Source organism: Pseudarthrobacter sp. NamE5, assembly GCF_005796225.1.
Lineage (GTDB): Bacteria > Actinomycetota > Actinomycetes > Actinomycetales > Micrococcaceae > Arthrobacter.
This window is the reverse complement of sequence record NZ_VAHO01000013.1, coordinates 105264-121388: the sequence shown is the minus strand read 5'-3', so window position 1 is coordinate 121388 and position 16125 is coordinate 105264. Positions and strand designations below refer to the sequence as shown.

Here is a 16125-nt window from a genome sequence, read left to right as displayed (position 1 = left end):
GACCAGAAGCGTCCAGCTCGGCATTCAACACAGCAAGGGCGGCACCAATCGCCGCGAACGCCCCCGCCACTGCCGCCTTACCCATACCCACATCATCCCAAGGGGGTCAGACATTCCGGGGCTGCCGCCTGGTGGGGCTCGCCTCCGGAAAGCCAAGGGGGGGCACCCGGCGGGCAACGCAAGGCCAGTTACCCTGCGCATACATCAGGGGCCAGCCTTGGTGCTAAGCGCCCCGTGCGGGAGGTGTGACCCACTCTCCCCGGCGGAGCACTCCAGCGAGCTGAAGATCCTCGTCCACCACCACGACGTCGGCATGCATGCCCTCGCGGAGGTCGCCCACCTGCCCGGACAATCCCAGGACGGAGGCAGGGACGGCACTTGCCGCCGTCGTAGCTTCCTGCAGTGTGACTCCTGCCGCCACGGTGGCACGCACGACGTCCAGCAGGATGGCTGTTCCACCGGCGATCGCGCCGCTGCCCTCCACCCGGGCCACACCGCCCTCCACAGTGACCGCCAGGGCGCCAAGCCGATACTGGCCATCCTGCAGGCCGGTCGCGGCCATGGAGTCCGTGACGAGTGCGATGTTCTCCGCCCCCACCAGCTCGAACACCATTTTGACTGTCTCTGGTGCGAGATGGACGCCGTCGGCAATCAGCTCCACCACGGCGTTGCCGGCACGGGCTGCACTGAGGCTGGCGGCGACCGGCCCGGGGGAGCGGTGGTGGAGGCTGGGCATGGCATTGAACAGGTGGGTGACGGTGGGCCTTAACCTTCCCGTGGAATTGGAAGGACCGGCCAGTCCCACGGCTGCCTCCTCCAGGAATGCGGCCGCGGTACGGGCGTCCGCGGCGGTGTGGCCCAATGATGGAATGATGCCCCGCGCCGCCAGGATCTGCATGAGCTTGACCGCTCCGGGAAGCTCGGCCGCGAGTGTCACGCAAGTCAGATGTGGACCCGCGGCGTCGAGCAGGCGGGCCAACAGCGCGGCGTCCGGCTCCCGGAGCAGCCCGGGGTCATGGGCACCGCACTGCTCTGGTGAAAGGAAGGGCCCTTCCAGGTGCGCTCCGGCAACCAGCCCTTCATCCGTCAAGGTGCGCAGCGCCTTGAGGTTCCGGATCAGGTCATCCGGCGTCCCGGTGACCAGGCTGGCCAGCAGCGTGGTGGTTCCACGGGAGTGCAGTTGGCGGGCAGCCGAGCGGGCGCCGTCGAGGGAACCCTCCGAAAAATCCGAGCCCAGGGCGCCGTGGCAGTGCAGGTCCACCAGCCCCGGCAGGAGGATGCGCTGCGGCTCTCCATGGGCGGGCGTAGGCTTGCCGGGAAATCCCGACGTCGGCCCGGCGTAGGTGACCAGTCCGGCGTCGACCGCCAACACGCCGTCCGGAACGTCCATGGTCGCGGAGACCAGGCGGCCGCGAAGAATCAGCTCATTGCGCACTGTATACGGCTCTCCTGGTCTCAGCACATGCGTTAAGTACCAGCGCCATCCGGGCCACGCACTGGCTGCGATTCGGATTATTCCACAGGATGATGTGGCCGGACTTCCGCGGCATATTCCTGCTGATAGTTACTGCTCCGTTATTTCACTCTCAGCATCGAACCCTTTACGCTGGGAACACTAAGCATGCTTCCTATTTCAACAAGGGGTCGTACCTGATGCGAAAAGTACCTGCGCTTGGATTGATGACGGCAACGATGATTGCCCTGGCCGGCTGCACGGGCGGTGGCGGCGGCGGGGCTGCCAGCCCCACCGCCACGGAAACGGCTTCGGCAACCGCATCGGAAACCGCTGAAGCCAAGGTTTACAGCGAGGATGAGCTACGTGAACTGATCTCGGGCATGACGGACGAGGACGGCAACGAGCTGAAGCTGTACTCCAAGGAGCAGGTGGACCAGGGCGGCAACATCGCGAACCTGCTGCTCAGCACGGCAACCGTGGATCCTGAGGACTGCAAGGACATCGCTACGGCGGGACTGTTGGACACGGTGGAAACCGGTGAGATAGCAGTCGCACTTTCCGAAGGCGACCAGCCGCGAACCCTGTCCGCACAGTCCGGCAGCGAGGGCCCGGACGCCGTCGAGGTCCTGACGGACATCAGCGGCAAGATGGACCAGTGCGCCAACTTCTCCGTGCAGGCCCTGGGCCAGACATATGAGGTGACCAGCGAGGAGCTGCAGGCAGAGACTGACGCGGAAGAAACCTTCGGCACCCTTAGCACCCGGAGCGGCGAGAACCAGCAGAAGCTGATGCAGGTCTCCGCGGCCGAGGGCCGGCTGCTGGTGGTTGCCACCAAGAGCGGCGTAAACCTTGGCGATACCGACCAGAAGGAACTTGAGGACCTGATTAACGAGGTTCTGCAGAAGGCCGACGGCGGCAGCGCTGCTTCCAGCCCGACGTCCACTTCCACGTCCGGTTCCACGGGCACGTCCTCGCCGACCGATACAGCCTCACCGCTGGCAACGGAGACGGAAGAAAGCGAGACCACCTCGCCGTCCCCGACGGCATCACGCTAGCCTTAGCGTTCCTTTGCGGAAAGGGCGGGCGGACCTTGGTGTCCGCCCGCCCTTCCCTTTCGGCAATTGGGTACGGCATCAGGGGGTCTCGGTGGCTGGCTGGCGCCCCTCAGCCTTTCCGGGCAGGAACCTGATCGAGCACCCGGGCCAGGCTTTGCGCCAGCTCCCGGGCGGGCAGTGAGGCGTCAACCTTCACGAAGCTTCCGTATTCGGGCAGCTGGCGGTAGCCGTCGTCGAAAGCAATGAGGTCCTCCAGTGTCTCGGCGTCCGTACCCCTGGCAATGATGCGCTGGTGTGCTTCCACAGGATCTATCTCCAGGTGCACCACCGCATCAGGGGCAGGCAGTGCTTTCAGCAGCCACGGAAGGAAGCAGCCGCGGGACAGGCCTTTGGTGGCACGGAGGGCCAGCTGGCAGTACAGGTGCCGGTCCATCACCACCAATCCGCAATAGAACCTGGCCCGCAAATGGTTGGTCAGCACATTCCACACCCGGAAGGTGGTCTCGATGGCGTCGGCAAGCCGGTCCTGCAGCCGGATCCCCAGCCTGGCGCCAAGGACCGACATGCTCCGCCTGCCGGCATGGTTGTTCAACAGGACCGCACGGCCACCCTCCCTGCGCACGGCCGAGACGAGGGCTTCGGCCGCGGTGGATTTCCCAGAGCCGTCTATCCCGGTCAAGACAATGATCACGCCGCCTCCTTTCGCCAAGGGTTAAACGCCGGGAGGGCTACGGAAGTCCCGGGTAAGTGGTAATTCACAGGTTCAGGGGCACTTTCCACAGCTTAGAGATGAAACACCTCCGCCGCCCACGGTTCCCGCTGTGACAGGAGTACACCCCGTAGGCTGGGAGAGCGGTGCGGGTTTCCGTGCCGGTGACAGGCCAGTACCCCAGCGAAAGGCAGGACCATGACTGCTAGCAACGACGAGCCGCAGAACACCGCAGACCTTCGCGGCCCGGGCGACCCGGACGAGGCCAAGGAAGCCAAGCAGGCCCCGCAGGCAGGCCAGCACCCCGAGCTTCCGCACGCCGGCAACATCCGCGAAGAACAGCAGGCCCATGCCGCCGGCACCGTGCCGGCCTCTTTTGCCGGCAGCGGCGAACCCCCCAGTGAGCACAAGCCCGAGGAAGCGCTGTCGGAGCCGGGAACCTGGGACGACGAGGTCTGATGCGTCTATGATTACCCGCGCCGAGGTTGAACAGGCGGCAGTCAGGACAGCCGGCCTCACCCGGCTGACGCCCGTCGTGGAAGGCGACCCCGAAGTCTTTCCCGGCCCGGTGTGGTTCAAATGCGAATACCTGCAGCACACCGGAACCTTCAAGGCCCGCGGCGCCCTTAACCGGGTGCTCGCCGCCAAGGAACGCGGTGAGCTGAAGCCGGACGTCGGCGTCGTGGTGGCCTCCGGCGGCAACGCGGGGCTGGCGAACGCCTACGCCGCCGCGCAGCTGGGCGTGCCGGCAACAGTGTTCGTCCCGGCCGCCGCCCCCGCCGTGAAGGTTCAAAAGCTCAAGGCCATCGGGGCAACAGTGGTGCAGGGCGGGGCCGAGTACGCGGAGGCGTACCAGGCGGCCATCACCCACGCCCAGGAAACCGGAGCAGTCTACTGCCACGCTTATGACCAGCCGGAAATCGCGGCAGGTGCCGGCGCCGTCGGCGTGGAGCTGCTGGACCAGGTGGGCGGGCTGGACACCGTCCTGGTTGCCGTGGGAGGAGGCGGCCTGATGGCAGGAATCGCCGCAGCCGTGAAGGGTCGTGCCAAGGTGGTGGCGGTGGAGCCGGAGACGGCTCCCACGCTGCATGCCGCCCTGACCGCGGGAGCGCCGGTGGACGTACCCGTCTCCGGGATTGCGGCGGACTCCCTGGGCGCCCGCCGCGTCGGTGACATCGGCTTCTCCGTAGCGGTCCGCACCGGCGTCGAAAGCGTCCTGGTGTCCGACACGGACATTATTGAAGCCCGCCTGAAGCTGTGGGATGACTACCGGATCGTGGTGGAGCATGGGGCCGCTGCCGCCTATGCCGCCCTCACTTCCGGCGCCTACGTTCCGGGGGTCGGCGAGCGGGTTGCCGTTATCCTGTGCGGGGCGAACACGGACCCGGCCACCCTGAAGTAGCCGGGCCCACGCAGCGAAAGCTGCGACTGAAATCAGCTGCAGAACCTGCTGTAGGTGCTGCCTGCTTCCTCGTAGCCTGCCTGGAGCTCGGCGAGTTTGGCCTCATCCGGGGTTTCCTTGGCCTGTTCGTCCGTGTACTCAATGATCGACTCGAGGGCACCCTTGAGGTCGTCAGAGGCGACCTCATGGATGGGGCGGATCTGGTTGGCCAGGCGGTTCATGCCGGTCTTGCCGGCGTTGTTGGCCGGGTTCGACACAACGGACTGGATCCGCTCGCAGGTTTCCGCGGTGGTGAGCTGGTTCGTGGCGGTGCAGGCCGTTGCGGAGACAACGATTCCGGCGGCGATCAGGGCTGTGGCGAATTTCTTCATGAATCCCTCAGTAGGTGTTTGAGGTTTCGATTGTAAGCAGAATGGGCGCCCTGATGCCTTTGCGGGGCGATCTGGGGCGCCCGGAAGGCAGACAAAACCGCCTCACGGACCCGAGGCGGCTGCGTTTCCCGCACCGCTACTTTCCGAGGTAGCGGCCGGGACGGTGGTTCAGTGCCAGAATGAGATTCAGCAGGATGGCTCCGGCTGCGGACAGCAGCACCATCAGCGGGGGAACAAGCGCCAGCGCCGAGAGCACAATCGCCACGTCCAGCACCATCTGCACGTAACCGGCACGCCACCCGAGTTTCTCCTGCAGCAGCAGGGCAAGGATGTTGAAGCCGCCCAGGCTGGACTTGTGCCGGAAGAGGATGAGCAGGCCGACGCCGGCCAGCAGGTTTCCGCCCAGCACGCCGTACACGGGGTGGATATCCAGTGCCCCCAGAGCCCACGGATGCAGGCTGGCCATGACCGAAACCAGGGAAATGGCGGCACCGGTGCGCAGGGCAAAGTTCCACCCCTTTTTCCACACCGCCAGGCCAAAGAACGGCAGGTTCACGCCGAAGAAGATCACGCCGAACGGCAGCGGCAGCGTGTAACTGAGCAGCAGCGCCAGGCCGGCCGTCCCGCCGGTGACCGCCTCGCTCGACTTGAGCAGGTACAGGCCCAGGGACGCGGCGAACGTGCCGGTGAGGATCCCCAGGACGTCCTCAAGCAGGGAATGACGGACGGCCGACGGCGGCGCGGCAGGTGCCGCCGCCGTCGTCCTGCCTTGCTGTGCGGGTGTGTCAGCCGTGGCGGGGCCTGCGTTCACAGTGGAAGTGCTCACTGGTCCGGAAACCTTCCGCGCGCGGACAGCACTGCGAGAACGCGGTCATTGGTATCCCTGTCCGCCAGGGTGATGCGGACGCCGTCGCCGGCATAGCCACGGGCCAGGATGTCGGCGTGGGACAGGGCGGTGAGCAGCTGTTCGCGCAGCTCATCGGAGGAGCGGAGCCAGTAGAAGTTGGCCTGGCTGTCCGGCACGTCCCAGCCGAAGCTGCGGAGGGCAGCAATTATCCGGGTCCGTTCCCCGGCAACCGCCTCGGTCCTTGCCAGGATCTCGTCCTCGGCAGCAAGCGACGCCACCGCGGCGGCCTGGGCCATCCGGTTGACACCAAAGGGGATGGACGTGCGGCGGAGGCCCTCGGCCACGGCGGGCCGGGCGATGGCATAGCCCATCCGGAGGCCGGCCAGCCCGTAAGCCTTGGAGAATGTCCGCAAAATGCACAGGTTGGGGTATCGGCGGTAGAAGTCCAAGGCGTCCAGGCGGGGGCCTCGCTGGTACTCGATGTAAGCCTCGTCCAGCACTACCAGGACCCGCGGCGGCACAGATTGGAGGAACTCCTCCAACGCTTCGGCTTCGATGGACACGCCCGTGGGGTTGTTGGGGGAGCACAGGAGCACCAGGCGGGTCCGGTCGGTGATGGCCGCGGCCATGGTCTCCAGGTCGTGGTGTTCATTTTTCTGCAGCGGGACGGGAACCGGTACTGCCCCGGCCACCGTGACCAGGATGGGATACGCCTCGAACGAACGCCACGCGAAGACCACCTCGTCGCCATGGTCGCAGACGGCGGAAATGATCTGCTGCAGCACCCCGGAGCTGCCCGGTCCGGCGGCGATTTCGTCGGCGGACAAGTCATGGTGGCGGGCAATCGCGTCGCGGGCCTCCACCGCGCCCATGGACGGGTACCGGTGGATCCGGCCGGCCTCAGCCGCGATCAGGTCGACGACGGAAGGCAGGGGAGCGAAGTGGCTCTCGTTCGAGGCCAGGGCAGCGGTCAGTTCCGACTCGGCGCTCTTGCCGGCAACGTATGCGGGAAGTTTTGCGACGGCGGCGCGAAGCTGGGGTGCCGACGTTTCGGGCAGGGTGCTGGTCATGGAAGCATCGTGCGCGATTCCAGTGCGGATGCGCAACACGACGTGTTTCAGCAGGACAGATCCGGGCCGAAAATGCGAAGAGGGTGGCAAAATGCTCAATATGCACCTCATCGATTCCCTCGATGCCGAGATCCTCCTCACACTGGACCAAGACCCGCAGGCCACCGTCCTCTCCCTGTCGCGGGCGCTTGGCGTGGCCCGCAACACGGTTCACGCCCGGCTCCGCCGCCTGGTCAATGACGGCAGCCTTGCCCCCTTCAGCCAACGGGTCCGCACCGAAGCGCTGGGCCTGCCGCTCATTGCCTTCATCTCGATTTCCATCAGCCAGTCCGCCAGCGACGAAGCGATGCAGGCACTGCGCACCATTCCGGAGATCATTGAGATGCACGCCACTACGGGCGACGCCGACCTGCTCGCGAAAGTTGCCGCGAGGGACCCGGCCGACCTGCATAGGGTCACGAACAGCATGCTGGCGGTGGCCGGCGTCGTGCGCACCAGTACCGCCATGTCCCTGGTGGAAGTAATGCCCGCCCGGACCCTGCCGCTGCTGCAGGCCGTGGCGGGACGGGCATCACGGGGAACGGTGGAGAAGTGAACGCATCGGAACAATTTCACCCATATAGCACCGTTAACCCCTTGACTGCCCTTGTCATGCGCTGATACACCTTAAGGGCAGAAAACGCTTTCCTCCTGCTTCCGACACTAACCAACCCAACCTAAAGGTTTGCTCTCGCGGCTTGAGTGAAACGTTACAACCTGTCGTGCGGCAGATTCAGCTGCCGCCGCATCAAAGGAGATGTTCCCTTGCCCTATCCCTCAAAATGTTCCCTTTCGTCCCGCGCCGGCCGGGCCTGGAAAGCTGCCCCGGTGGCGGCGGCGGCATCGTTGACGGCGGCAGCGCTGGCCTTTACGGGTGTGCCGCTGGCCCAGGCAAACCCAAACCAGGCAAACCCCAGCACGGCGCCCGGCCAGTCCGGGAAGGCAGAGCTCAAGCGCCAGGTTGAGAACCTGGACCGCGCTCCTGTTGCCGTGCTGACGGACCAGGGCGCCGCACTGAGCTGGCGCATGCTGGGCCTGGACCAGAACAGTATTGGCTTCCATGTCATCCGCGACGGCGTCCAGATCACCGAAGAGCCCATCCGCAACACCACCACCTACATCGACGCGGACGGCACCGCGGACTCCAAGTACGTCATCAAGACGGTGGGCAACGGTAATGGCCAGGACAAGCTCAGCGCGGAGTTCACGCCGCTGGCCCAGAACTACCTGTCCATCAAGCTGGACAAGCCGGCGGACGGCGTCAGCAAGGACGGGAAGCCGTACACGTACTCGGCCAACGACGCCACCGTCGCCGACCTGGACGGCGACGGCAGCTATGAAGTCATCCAGCTCTGGAACCCCTCCAACGCGCAGGACAACTCCAGGTCCGGGTTCACCGGCAACGTATACGTGGATGCCTACAAGCTGGATGGCACCAAGCTCTGGCGCATCGACCTCGGCCGCAACATCCGCGCCGGCGCGCACTACACGCAGGTCCTGGCCTACGACTTCGACGGCGACGGCAAGGCCGAAGTGTCCATGAAGACGGCCGACGGCACCCGGGACGGGGCGGGAACCGTGATCGGCGACCCCGCGGCGGACTACCGGAACAGTGGCGGCTACATAGTCTCGGGCCCGGAATTCCTCACGGTGTTCAACGGAGCCACAGGTGCTGCCATGGACACGGTGGCCTATGACCCGCCGCGCGGCAACGTGTCCGCCTGGGGCGACGGCTACGGAAACCGGGTGGACCGCTTCCTTGCCGGCGTCGCGTACCTCGACGGTGAAAAGCCCTCCATGATGTTCAGCCGCGGCTACTACACCCGCACGGTCATGGTCACCTACGACCTGGTGGACGGCAAGCTGGTGAAGCGGTGGACCTTCGACTCGGACGTCTCGGGTGCCGAATACAAGGGCCAGGGCAACCACAACCTCTCCGTGGCTGACGTTGACCAGGACGGCAAGGACGAGTTCGTCTTCGGCTCCATGACCATCGACGACGACGGCAAGCCGCTGTACAACACGAAGCTGGGCCACGGCGACGCCATCCACACCAGTGACTTTGATCCCTCCCGGCCCGGACTGGAGACGTTCGCGGTGCACGAGAGCATGAGCCAGAGCGGCAACCGCGGCGCCACCTTCCGCGACTCCGCAACCGGCGAGGTGCTCTGGAGCATCCCGGCCGCCCGGGACACCGGCCGCGGTGCAGCGGGGGACATCGATCCCCGCTATGCCGGTGCCGAGGGCTGGGCTGTGGGCGGCGACGCTGCCTGGAACTCCCCGGTCGGCTACCTGATGTCAGCCAAGGGTGCGCGGATCGCGGAAAAGATCCCTGCCGCCAACTTCCTGGCTTGGTGGGACGGCGACCTGCTCCGCGAAATCGTGGACCACGACTTCGACGCCGCCGCCGGCGTAGGCGTGCCCACCGTCTCCAAGTGGAACTGGGAAACCAACACCAGCGACAGGCTCCTGACCGCCACCGGTGCACGCACCAACAACCACACCAAGGGCAACCCGGCTGTCCAGGCCGACCTGCTGGGCGACTGGCGCGAGGAACTGGCCTTCCCGTCGTCGGACAGCACGGAACTGCGGATTTACACCAGCACCTCGCCCACCGAGGTCCGGCTCCGCACCCTGATGCACGATCCCATGTACCGGACCGGCGTGGCGCGCGAGAGCGTATCTTACAACCAGCCACCGCACCCGAGCTTCTTCATCGGTGAGGGCATGGAAACGCCGGCTGCGCCGTCTGTGGTCTACGCAGGGACTGGCAAGTAACAGGCGCCAACAAGTAACAGGCACCGCAAGTAACAAGGTATCGAGAAGTAAGCAGTACACGGCGAAGCGCCGTCCGCCTCGGGGGAGAGGCGGACGGCGCTTTCGTTATGCTGCGGGGATGTCAGTGCTGGCCGAGGTTGCCGCCCACCGGCGGCAGGCCGCCGTCGGGCCGGCGGTCGTCCCGCAGGCGCTCGGCCGCGCTCAGGTTTTCACCTTCAAGCGTCTCGTCCGACTCACCGGTGGCATCCACCAGGCCGTTCGTCTGGTCGAAGGGGTGGCCAATACGGTCATCGCCGCCCAGATCGGCGACCGAACCGGTGGAGCCGGCTGCCGCCGCCGTACCGGCTGCTGCGGTCCCGGTGGTGGCGGCTCCTGTTGTGCCGGTTTCCGTAGTCGTGTCGGTTGTGAGCGGCGTAACGGTGGCCGCCTCGCCGGTAGCGGTTGGGGTGACGGTTTCGTCTGCTGCTGCGGTGGTGGTGTCCTTGTTGCCGCCGGCTGCCATAGCTGCTGCTGCGCCTGCCGCCGCGGCAACGCCGAGTCCGGCGGCCACCTTCCCGGAAATTCCTGCCTTGCCGGAGTCGCCCCGGGAGGCGCCTGCGTCTTCAACGCCGGGTGTGCCCACGGCGGCGCCGGGGTTGACCGTGCCGCGCCATGCGCCGCTCGCGTAGCCCTCGTCCTCAATGAACTCCTTGAACCGCTGCAGGTCCGCTTCGGCCTGGCGTTCAACCACGTTCAGCTTGTCGCCGACCTTTTCGATCAGGCCTTCGGGCTCGTATTCGAGCGTCAGCTGCAGGGAAGTCTGGCCGCCCCCGATGTCCTCGAACTCGATGGCACCAGCGTTCGTGGCGCCTTCCGTGGCGGCCCAGGCAACCCTGCGGTCCGGAACCTGCTCAAGAATCTTGGCTTCCCACTGACGGCGAATGCCGCCGATTTCGGCTACCCATTCCAACCTGTCGTCACTGAGCTGGGTGACTTTCTTGACCCCGCCCATGAAGTGCGGGAAGTCTTCGAACTGGGTCCACTGGTTGTAGGCCGTGCTCACCGGTACGTTCACCAGAATGCGTTTTTCCACCTTCGTGCTCATAACGTCTCCTTTGCTGTGTAACCGGAACTGATGAAGTAAAAATCATCAGCATGCTTACCAACATACCTTTTGGGCGGCGTGGTTTCCAGAGCCTGTCTAAATTCCAACCAGGTAGCGCTATCTGTCGTCGCGCGTTCTCCCAGGGAAGAGTCAGCGCAGGTGGTCGCCGATCAGCGCCAGGTTCTGGATCACGGCGAGGCCGAACTGTGCGGTGTCATTCGTGGACACCGTGGGCGCCTCGTCCACGGGCAGCAGGACGTGCGGCGGCAGGACCTTCCGCAGCGTGAAGGCGGACTCATGGTTCAGGTGCTCCCCGCCCTCCCTAAAGCTTGCCCAGGCGCGGGCGGCAAGTTCCGGATCATTGAGCTTGGCGGCGGCATACGCGGTCAGCCTGCTGTGCGCCTGGGTCAGGTAGATCCCTTCGAGCGGCTGGCCCACGGCTTCCACCTGCTCCTGCTTGGTAGCCAGGAACAGGCGGCAGTACTGCAGCCAGGCGCGCTCGAAGCCGGAATCGTCCACCAGGTCCACCAGTTCACTGCAGATTTCCACCAGCCCGAACACGGCGCTGAGGTGGGAAACACGGATCAGCTCCCGGCCGGTGTCGAACCGCCCCTTGTCCAGGTCGTACAGGGCCTCGCCGGTCAGGAAGCCGTACTTGAGGGCGCCAATGTCGGCCATGGTGCCCAGGAGCCGGTCACGTGAGCGCGGGTTGCCGGTGCGCTCCCAGTCGGTGAGCCAGGTGGCGGCCAGCGAGCCCCAGTCGGTTCCCAGCCCCACGCCCAGGGCGCCCCGGTCCGGCCGGTAGGTGTCGGCATCGGGCCGGACCTTGCGGACTGGATCGAGGCCCAGGAAGTTCTGGTCGCTGTCCACCAGTTCCGTGAGCAGGTCCCCGGTGCGCTCGTCGGCGGTGAGGTAGTAGTAGAAGCGGCGGTAGGCGGGGTTGCTGATCCGCAACTGCTTGGCGCTGCAACCCCAGTGCTGGACGTTGTGGCGCGTGCCCAGGCCCTTCCACGGCCCCAGGTGGTACACGTCCACTTCGCCCGTGTGCCGGGTCATGGCCTCCGCGAACCGGAAGATGTCCGCCCGGCCCGTGCGCAGGTACGAGTACCAGAGCCAGAGGTCGGGGGAGAGCTCGGAGTTGTCCCAGGCGTAGCCGCCCACGTCGTAACGCCACACGTGCCGGTCGTGGTCGTAGGTGTGCATCACGTCGCCGTAATTCCAAAAGCCGTACCAGCGGCGCTGCTCCACCTGGCCGGCATAGAAGTCGAAGAGGAAGTCCAGGTGTTCTTCGAGTTCTGCCCGGGCGGGGGTGCTGCGGTCCACCGGAGCCCAGTCGCCGAAGACTCCCGCGGAGTGCAAGTACCCGGGCGTTGCCTGCAGCAGGGCAGGGGCGGAGGCGGAGGCGGCGTCCGCGGCCAGGCTCCCGGTGGCGGGGGTGCTGTCGTAGGCGAAGAGAGTTAACTCATGTGTGCGGGCAATTCCCTTGGCGTTTCCGAAGCCCGGCTCGTAGTCCTCGTAGGTGATTTCGAGCCCCTCGAGCTGTTCCTCGAAGGTGTCCTGGCCCATGCCGTCGTGGTAAAAGCGCAGATCCATGGGCTGGGCTTCGGGGGAGTACAGCCAGGCAGTAAGGGAAGCTTCCTCAGTGGCGGCGCCGCGGATGTCCAGCTGGCCGGGGTGCGACTGCCAGAAGTCCTTAATGCCTACGCCGAAGCCGCCACGCGTGTCGCTCAAGGAGCAGAAACCGGCCGACCTGGTTCCGCCGGAGATTCCCACCCAGCCGTGGTCGGGAGCTGTCCGCTTGCGCAGTTCGAAGCCGTCGGCGCTGAGCTGGCTCAGGGTGTAGTCATTCCAGGCCGGGATCAGGTGCAGCCGCCCGGAGACCTCCGGGTTCCAGCCCTGCACGTCAGGGGTGGGTCTGCCTTCCACCTGCGCCCGGCGCACCTCCTCGCCAGGATCGCGACGCAGGCCGGTCAGCCCGCGCACTCCCTCCAGGAGGAAGCCGCCATCGGCCCCAGCAATGCGGACATGCCGGTTGTGCAGCTCCGCCTGCAGCGGCACGGTGAAGCGGACTCCCAGGCCGGCGAGGAAGTCGCGTTCAGCGTCGCCGTCCCAAATGAACGTGTGTACCATCCGGACGCTGCGGGCGTTGGCATGGAAGTAGAACCGCACCACAAACGGGAGCCAGGGACTGTCTGCGCCGGATGAGTCCGGGCGGTGCCGTCCCTCCAGCCGCACCACCGCGCGTACGGGGCCGTTCTGTTCAAGCACGACGCCGGTCACCTCACCCGTGAAGGCGGTCCGTGCAGCTGTGCCCGAACCCTCCGGAACGCCGTCCTGGAGGAGGCTGATTAGGCGGGCGTCCCGTGCAACCTCCCTGCCGTTTCGAGTGAGGCTGCTGAAAAGGGTGGAGCCGCTGCGGTTGATCACCATCTGTAGAGTTCCGGTGTCCACCGTGAGCGCGTCCGCGCTTTCGGTGGCCTTGACTGCGGTGCCGCCCGACGGCGGTGCGCCGGCTTCCTGCGGCGAGGCACCGCCGTCGTACTTCACCTGGTACGTCTCCGACGGCGAATCGGTGGCCGGAAGTGCGATGCCTGCCCACTTCAGGGAACCATCGGGCCAAGTGGCAAGGGGCCAGGCTTGGCTGGGAATCGTGGTTCCGCGGCTGTCTGTTACAGCCAGGGCTTCGGCTGCGGGCACTGAGCCGCGGGCAAAGGGCATGCCCCAGGTGGTTCCGCCGCTGATCTCCAAAGGTGCGTCGCCGTCGATCCACCTGATGAGGGTGCTATCCGTCATGTCATCCAATTCGCCGTGATGGAGGCGCATGCACCCGTAGCCATGCCGCGGGAAAGCGCTTTCTGATTCGTTTCAAAATAAACCGGCGGGCGGCAGGACCGCAAGGGGTGGCCCGGCATATGGAGTGAAGTTAACAGCGGCGCCAGGAGAGCGCGGGTGCCAGGCGAGCCGGGCGCTTAGTGCTGAACGTGGATTGCTATGAGCCGGACTTCGTGGTTTCGTCCGTATCGGGGCCCTCGGCCGGGTCCTGCGGGTGGACGCTTATGTCCCTCGGGTCCGCATCCGGGTCGCCCTCGGCGGGCGCCTCGTTGTGGATCCGCTCGTCCTTCGCTGGATTTTCGGTCATGGCTGCTCCTCAGTGTCCGGTGGAATCGCGCTACCCATCATTCAGCCCCCGCGGACGGGGCGTGTCAAGGACGCGCCTGAGGGAGAAGGCTCTGGCCGGGCCGGATCTTCTGTGTTGGACTGGTGGGGCAGTGACCACCAGCCGCTGCCACTGCGGCGGCACCATCTCCGAAAAAACATGGAAAGCCGGCACTGGCCGGCCTTTGGGAAGGAACACTCATGGCACCCTTTAAGATCGGGTATTTCGTGGGAAGCCTGGCAACCGGCTCCATCAACAGGGTCCTCTCGAAAGCGTTGATCAACCTCGCACCGCAGGACCTGGAGTTCACGGAGATTCCCATCAAGGACCTCCCGCTGTACAGCTACGATTATGACGCCGATTTTCCGCCGGCAGCACGTGCGCTTAAAGAAGCCATCGAGGGTTCGGACGGCATCCTGTTTGTTTCGCCGGAGTACAACCGTTCCATCCCGGGCGCACTGAAGAATGCCATCGACTGGGGCTCCCGGCCGTGGGGCAGTAACTCCTTCGCCCGCAAGCCCACCGGCATCATCGGCGCCTCGGTGGGAAGCATCGGCACCGCAGTGATGCAGTCGTCCTTCCGCAGTGTGCTGAGCTTCCTGGACGCCCCGCAGCTGAACGCTCCTGAGGCCTACATCCATTACGACGCGGCCGTTTTCGGTGAGGACGGCGAGGTCAAGAATGACGGCACCGCCAAATTCCTGCGGCACTACATGGACGAGTATGCCGCGTTCGTTGCCCGGGTCCTGGCCGCCAACGCACCCGGCCATATTGGCGATCTCGAGATTGACGAGGCCAAGCTGACGCGGTAGCCCGCCTTGCAGCGGTAGCCGCGGTAACGCCGGCATGTACGGATGCCCGCCGCGCCGTTGAGACGGGCATCCGGGCTTTTGGTTGTTCCGGGCTTTTGGGTTCGGGCTTCTTGTCGCGCTGCCTTTGCTGCCCCTCAATCCAGTGGCAGTGTCACCGTGATGCTGGTGCCCTTCCCGGGGGTGGAGCTGATGTCCACGGAGCCGCCTGCTTCCCGGACCGCTACGGACATGAGGCGCAGCCCGTAGCCGTGGTGCCGCCCGCACGTGGCGAGCCCCCTGTCAAAGCCCTTGCCGTCGTCGGACACCACCAGCCGCACCCCGTGGTGAACGGCGCAGAGCTGCACGGTGAGGCGGGAGGCTTCGGCGTACTTGTAGGCGTTGCTGAGCGATTCGCGCGCCGACTGGTAAAGGAGGGAGGCGCAGTCCGCCGGGATCTCGATGCCCCAGTGCGGAGTATCCCAGCGGACCACGGTCCCTTGCCGGCGGAGGGGCGCCGTCAGCCGGTCAATGCAGCCGGCCAGCCCCAAGGTGTGGAAGTCAAGGGGGTGCTGGTCCGTGAGCACGCCTCCCACAGTGGTGACTTCCTGATCCACAACTGTCTTGTATTCCATGACTTCCTGCTCCCCACGAGCTGGTTTGTGCATGACTTCAGGGTGGACCCGCAACGTCAATGGGCAGCAAGGTTTAGCGCAAGATACCATCAATTCTTGTGTCGGCGGGACGGGCAGCTGCGAAGGGGCTCAACAAGGGGAAAGAAGGCCCTACTCCCGCCGGCCCAGTGCGCCTAGACTTCCGGGCATGGGCACTGCAACGCCGGGTTCCGCAACCCACGTTCTTACCGTTGAGGAATGCTGGAAGCTCCTGGCATCCTCTTATATTGGCCGCCTCGCGGTCATTGATGGGTCCACCCCTGAAATCTTTCCGGTGAACTTCGTGCCGCTGGAGCGGGCGATTTTCTTCCGGACGGCCCCGGGAACCAAGCTCCGGTCCCTGCTGACCGGAAACCCGGTGGCTTTGGAGACCGACGCGCTCAATGTCTACGGCACCGAGGTCTGGAGTGTTGTGGTGAAAGGGACACCCACGCCGGTGCAGGACGGCGATATGCCGCTGGATCTTGCCGATCCGGATCGTGAACCCTGGGAACAGGGACTCAAGGAACACCTGGTCAGGATAGTTCCCACGGAGGTCACCGGACGAAGGTTCAACGTCCATACACGGACCCGCTGGTGGCCGCCGGATTTTTCGTCCGACTGGATTTAGCCCCAGGTCGCCGGAGCTTCCGAAGCGTCCGGGGACAGTACGACGGCGGGGTGCGGCACTCTGCCGCACCCCGCCGTCGTACTGT

16 protein-coding genes are annotated in these 16125 nt (G+C 65.7%); 7 read left to right on the top strand and 9 right to left on the bottom strand.

The window, feature by feature from the left end:
* Positions 1 to 223: 223 nt before the first annotated feature.
* Positions 224 to 1435 carry an N-acetylglucosamine-6-phosphate deacetylase gene (locus tag FDW84_RS15140; protein ID WP_138610335.1) on the bottom strand — a complete coding sequence of 404 codons (1212 nt, stop codon included), beginning with the start codon at positions 1433 to 1435 and terminating at the stop codon, positions 224 to 226.
* A gap of 218 nt (positions 1436 to 1653) precedes the next feature.
* Between FDW84_RS15140 and FDW84_RS15135 the strand changes: the two genes are divergently transcribed.
* Positions 1654 to 2511 carry a hypothetical protein gene (locus FDW84_RS15135; protein ID WP_240721535.1) on the top strand — a complete coding sequence of 286 codons (858 nt, stop codon included), beginning with the start codon at positions 1654 to 1656 and terminating at the stop codon, positions 2509 to 2511.
* 109 nt (positions 2512 to 2620) lie between these two features.
* Here the strand turns inward: FDW84_RS15135 and FDW84_RS15130 are convergent, their stop codons facing one another.
* A complete protein-coding gene (locus FDW84_RS15130; RefSeq protein WP_138610334.1) occupies positions 2621 to 3202 on the bottom strand; it encodes a nucleoside/nucleotide kinase family protein in 582 nt (193 codons plus the stop codon).
* 216 nt (positions 3203 to 3418) lie between these two features.
* Here FDW84_RS15130 and FDW84_RS15125 point away from each other — a divergent pair, with 216 nt between their 5' ends.
* Positions 3419 to 3679 (top strand): hypothetical protein, encoded by a 261-nt coding sequence (locus FDW84_RS15125; RefSeq protein ID WP_138610333.1) that lies wholly within the window; start codon positions 3419 to 3421, stop codon positions 3677 to 3679.
* Between the two features lie 7 nt (positions 3680 to 3686).
* Positions 3687 to 4622 carry a threonine/serine dehydratase gene (locus FDW84_RS15120; RefSeq protein ID WP_138610332.1) on the top strand — a complete coding sequence of 312 codons (936 nt, stop codon included), beginning with the start codon at positions 3687 to 3689 and terminating at the stop codon, positions 4620 to 4622.
* Between the two features lie 32 nt (positions 4623 to 4654).
* Here the strand turns inward: FDW84_RS15120 and FDW84_RS15115 are convergent, their stop codons facing one another.
* The 3 genes from FDW84_RS15115 to hisC form a co-directional block, all read right to left on the bottom strand.
* On the bottom strand, positions 4655 to 4993 hold the full coding sequence (locus FDW84_RS15115; protein ID WP_138610331.1) for a hypothetical protein: 339 nt from the start codon (positions 4991 to 4993) through the stop codon (positions 4655 to 4657).
* Positions 4994 to 5129: 136 nt separating this feature from the next.
* The gene (locus FDW84_RS15110; protein ID WP_138610341.1) at positions 5130 to 5804 is read right to left on the bottom strand and encodes a YitT family protein; all 675 of its coding nucleotides are present in this window, start codon (positions 5802 to 5804) and stop codon (positions 5130 to 5132) included.
* 11 nt (positions 5805 to 5815) lie between these two features.
* Positions 5816 to 6910 carry a histidinol-phosphate transaminase gene (hisC, locus tag FDW84_RS15105; RefSeq protein ID WP_138610330.1) on the bottom strand — a complete coding sequence of 365 codons (1095 nt, stop codon included), beginning with the start codon at positions 6908 to 6910 and terminating at the stop codon, positions 5816 to 5818.
* 91 nt (positions 6911 to 7001) lie between these two features.
* Between hisC and FDW84_RS15100 the strand changes: the two genes are divergently transcribed.
* Positions 7002 to 7505 (top strand): Lrp/AsnC family transcriptional regulator, encoded by a 504-nt coding sequence (locus FDW84_RS15100; protein ID WP_138610329.1) that lies wholly within the window; start codon positions 7002 to 7004, stop codon positions 7503 to 7505.
* Between the two features lie 209 nt (positions 7506 to 7714).
* A complete protein-coding gene (locus FDW84_RS15095) occupies positions 7715 to 9727 on the top strand; it encodes a rhamnogalacturonan lyase (RefSeq protein ID WP_138610328.1) in 2013 nt (670 codons plus the stop codon).
* Positions 9728 to 9848: 121 nt separating this feature from the next.
* Here the strand turns inward: FDW84_RS15095 and FDW84_RS15090 are convergent, their stop codons facing one another.
* The 3 genes from FDW84_RS15090 to FDW84_RS19370 form a co-directional block, all read right to left on the bottom strand.
* Positions 9849 to 10811, bottom strand: a complete 963-nt coding sequence (locus FDW84_RS15090; RefSeq protein WP_138610327.1) for an SRPBCC family protein — start codon at positions 10809 to 10811, stop codon at positions 9849 to 9851.
* Positions 10812 to 10961: 150 nt separating this feature from the next.
* Positions 10962 to 13604, bottom strand: a complete 2643-nt coding sequence (locus FDW84_RS15085) for an exo-rhamnogalacturonan lyase family protein (RefSeq protein WP_138610326.1) — start codon at positions 13602 to 13604, stop codon at positions 10962 to 10964.
* Positions 13605 to 13800: 196 nt separating this feature from the next.
* Positions 13801 to 13950: a hypothetical protein gene (locus FDW84_RS19370; RefSeq protein ID WP_171046798.1), complete on the bottom strand. Its 150-nt coding sequence runs from the start codon at positions 13948 to 13950 to the stop codon at positions 13801 to 13803.
* 218 nt (positions 13951 to 14168) lie between these two features.
* Here FDW84_RS19370 and FDW84_RS15080 point away from each other — a divergent pair, with 218 nt between their 5' ends.
* On the top strand, positions 14169 to 14780 hold the full coding sequence (locus tag FDW84_RS15080) for an NADPH-dependent FMN reductase (protein ID WP_138610325.1): 612 nt from the start codon (positions 14169 to 14171) through the stop codon (positions 14778 to 14780).
* A 134-nt stretch (positions 14781 to 14914) separates the two neighbouring features.
* Here the strand turns inward: FDW84_RS15080 and FDW84_RS15075 are convergent, their stop codons facing one another.
* On the bottom strand, positions 14915 to 15424 hold the full coding sequence (locus tag FDW84_RS15075) for a sensor histidine kinase (RefSeq protein WP_371419176.1): 510 nt from the start codon (positions 15422 to 15424) through the stop codon (positions 14915 to 14917).
* A gap of 154 nt (positions 15425 to 15578) precedes the next feature.
* On the opposite strand from FDW84_RS15075, the gene FDW84_RS15070 reads away from it, so the two are divergent.
* Positions 15579 to 16040: a pyridoxamine 5'-phosphate oxidase family protein gene (locus FDW84_RS15070; protein ID WP_138610323.1), complete on the top strand. Its 462-nt coding sequence runs from the start codon at positions 15579 to 15581 to the stop codon at positions 16038 to 16040.
* The last annotated feature ends 85 nt before the right edge of the window (positions 16041 to 16125 follow it).